The following is a 3111-nucleotide window of genomic DNA, read 5'->3' as shown; positions in this document are numbered from 1 at the left end:
GAACATCCCGCTTCGCGGGACGTTCCCGAAAGCCAGGATCAACCCCTACAAGCCGACCCCACCGAGGTTGACGAAACAGATAGGGGCACCCCCCCACTTCGCACGGTCCTTGGCCGACCGACGCCCGCAGAGCTCTTCGCTGGGCTCGTCGCAGCAGTGGAGTGACCACGTGTCGCGATGGTCTTGCGAATCCGCTCGGGTCCCGGGTCCCGCGGCCCGAGTCCCGGGGCCCGGTTTGACCGTCCTCGACGCATGTCGCGAGCAAGTCGATCCGCCCCATCACGTGGCCGTCCCAGTCGGCTTGTCGCCGCCTCGGGCGAGCCGTCACGCCGGCGATCACGAGCTGCCCCGTCTTGTGACGGAGTCGCCGGGCCTTATCGTGCCGGGTTCCAGGACCTCCAGGTATACCCCGACGCACGACAGCCGACCCAGGTCGAAGACCGGTACGCGGTGTTCTCGTGCCACCGCGTGCATGATGCCGGGGTCGGGCGGCAACTCCTCCTGAGCGAGCGTGGGAATCACGCATCGGGGTGTGGGCACCACGACACGGAAAAGAGCCTCGCCGACGCGCAGATGGGAGTCCATCCAGGCGTCCTCGGGGAAGCCCGGCCCGTCGAGCGTGTCGACGACCAGGTTGGGCCGGAAGCGGCGCGGGTCGAAGTCTCCGGTGGGGTACGCAGCCCGCAGCCGTGCCAGGGCAGTTGTGGTGACGAGGTGGACTGCACCGTAGTCGAAGAAGGTCCCCGGGGCGACATGACCGGAGGTGACGGCCGCTCCGGTGGCATCGGTGGCCGCTGTGCCCCGCAGGGCGTCTGGGACACCGCCCTCATAGTCGGGCACTGCCCGCTCGAGCGCGCCGCCGTGCTCCCCCGGGGTGTCCGACAAGGAAACGTGGCGGCCCAGCAGCTTGGACAGCCGCGCGTCCAGGTCAGGGTCTCCGGCCGACAGGACGACTCCGTCCGGCAGTTCGACCACGACCTTGTCGGCGCTGGTCAGCCTGCTGCGGCAGCGGAGCAACGAGCCCCACTTGCGGGGGTGCTTGGCGCTGCCGACCGTGCCCGCGTCGTCAAGAACGGCGAACACCCGGTCGCCGCACAGCCCGCGTTCGGTGACCGCCACGCTTGTCAGAGCCTCGCCGAGCATGGACTTCACCGGGTACCGGCGTAGCGCCGTCACAGTTCCCATGGATCAATCATGGGCGCTGTCACACCGCCCTGAGAACGTTTCAGATCAAGGTGATGGCGTCTCAGACGCCATCACCCTTCGTGGCGGGGCGCGTTCATGTGTACGCCGGCCTGTGGCCAGGCACCCGTGTAAGACTGCTGCTCTGGCTCTGGCATGGGCGGGGCGAGGCGGTAGGAGTCGCTGCCACCCGCGCCCGCGCCGCACAACAACCCTGGGCCGACTCATTCGACGCAGCTTCACGGCCTCCTTCTATGTCGGCACGAACCCCTGCGGCACCTCGATCAACCTCCGTGTGGACTCCGTTTACGCCTACGCGAACATCACCACGGACGGTCCGGCCGCGGCCGATGCCAAGATCCTCAACTCTGTCGCCCGCATGTTCGTTCAGCGCATCCGGCAGGCACAGCAGGGGCTGTCACCGTCGGCAAAGGCAGCGTGAAACCGCAGGGATCCACCCCTCCGCGATCACTGCGCGGTTTGCGTGTGAAGGGCGGGAGCTGCCGGGGCGGACGGGCCGTCGGCGTATCGGGCCGGGCAGCGGCACGGATCATGCGAGCGGAAGTGGACGCAGAGGCAAGGCTTTTGTGGATCTTCCGCCAACGACAACGCCGGCACCCGCAGCACATGCTGTTTCCGTGCACGGCGGTCGACCGACGTGCTCCCTGCTCACCGAACCCCCACGGAACCCCCACGGAACCCCACGGAGGCGCGATCCATGCGAAGACTGCCGACCCCTCGCACGTCGGTGACGGCGGCGATCTGCGGCCTGTTCGCGGTGCTTGTCGCGCCGACCGCGAACGCCGCCCCGCCCCCTGCCCCGACGCCGACGGCCGGACCGGCCCAGGCGAGAGCGCTGGTCGCCTCCATCGGGGCCGACCGCACCGGCGGCGCGTTCTACGACGCTGCCGGGCGCTTCGTCGTCGCCGTCACGGACGAGGCCGCCGCACGGACCGTCCGCGCCCAGGGCGGCACCGCCCAGGTCGTCGACCACAGCACCGCCGACCTCAACGCCGTACGCACCGCCCTCGACCAACGCATCGCCGACACCGACCCGATCCCCAACACCGCCTGGGGCATCGACCCCAGCACCAACCAGGTCACCGTGTCGGTCTTCGACGGCGTCTCCGCCGCCGACCGCAAGCGCCTCACCGACCTCGTCGCCGCGTACGGCGACAAGGCGCGCGTAGAGGAGCTGCCCGGCGAGATCAAGGAGACCGCCTACGAATCCCTCGGCGGCATCGGCATCGTGGCGCCGTACGGCCCCACACCATGCACCCTCGGGTTCAACGTCCGTGACTCCTCCGGAAAGAAGTACTTCCTCACCGCCGGGCACTGCGCGAGCACCGACGACGAGCGGTTCTGGCACCGCGAGGCCGGCGGCATCTACCTCGGCAAGCGCACCGAATGGTGGGACTTCGGCGAGATCGACAAGGACTACGCCGTCATCGAGTACCTCAACGACGACGTCGCCGCCTACGGAGCCGTCCGTGCGGCCGGCGCCACGTTCGAGATCACCGGCTCCCGCTACCCCGACGACGGCGAGGCCGTCAAACGCGCCGGCGCCGTCAGCAGCGACCTCGTAGGCCAGGTCATCAACCCGAGCGTGACCTTCACCTTCCCCAGCGGCAAGGTCATGAAGAACATGATCGAGACCTCCCACTGCGCCCTCCCCGGAGACAGCGGCGGCCCCCTCTGGGCAGGAACCGACGCACTCGGCATCGCCTCAGGCACCAACACCCCGGCAAACGCATCGTGCAACAGCGCCCAGAACCAGTACCGGACCTTCTTCCAGCCGGTGCACTGGGTGCTGGCGCGCTACGGACTGAGCGCGTTCTAGTGCCGGATCAGGCAACGTTTGCCCTGTCGACGACGGCGCGTAGGCGCCGGTCGTCGGCATGGCGGTTTCGCCAGATGATGTAGCGGCGG

General features: G+C 69.0%; 3 protein-coding genes and 1 pseudogene. 2 read left to right on the top strand and 2 right to left on the bottom strand.

Translation table 11 applies throughout. The features are described from left to right. Positions 1–336: 336 nt before the first annotated feature. Entirely contained in the window at positions 337–1185 is an 849-nt protein-coding gene (locus tag AB0J04_RS45700) for an MOSC domain-containing protein (RefSeq protein ID WP_363174652.1), read from the bottom strand. Between the two features lie 292 nt (positions 1186–1477). On the opposite strand from AB0J04_RS45700, the gene AB0J04_RS45695 reads away from it, so the two are divergent. Together AB0J04_RS45695 and AB0J04_RS45690 are read left to right on the top strand one after the other, a co-directional pair. Beyond that, positions 1478–1624, top strand: a complete 147-nt coding sequence (locus AB0J04_RS45695) for a hypothetical protein (RefSeq protein ID WP_363174650.1) — start codon at positions 1478–1480, stop codon at positions 1622–1624. Between the two features lie 276 nt (positions 1625–1900). Beyond that, complete coding sequence (locus tag AB0J04_RS45690) at positions 1901–3022, top strand: S1 family peptidase (RefSeq protein ID WP_363174648.1); 1122 nt, start codon at positions 1901–1903, stop codon at positions 3020–3022. 7 nt (positions 3023–3029) lie between these two features. On the opposite strand, the pseudogene AB0J04_RS45685 reads toward AB0J04_RS45690, so the two are convergent. Then, positions 3030–3111: pseudogene (locus tag AB0J04_RS45685) on the bottom strand (transposase); the annotation flags it as partial.

The sequence above is a fragment of the Streptomyces sp. NPDC050263 genome (assembly GCF_040655955.1).
Lineage (GTDB): Bacteria > Actinomycetota > Actinomycetes > Streptomycetales > Streptomycetaceae > Streptomyces.
Note: the sequence above shows the minus strand (reverse complement) of the source record. Positions and strands in the feature narration are given on the sequence as shown.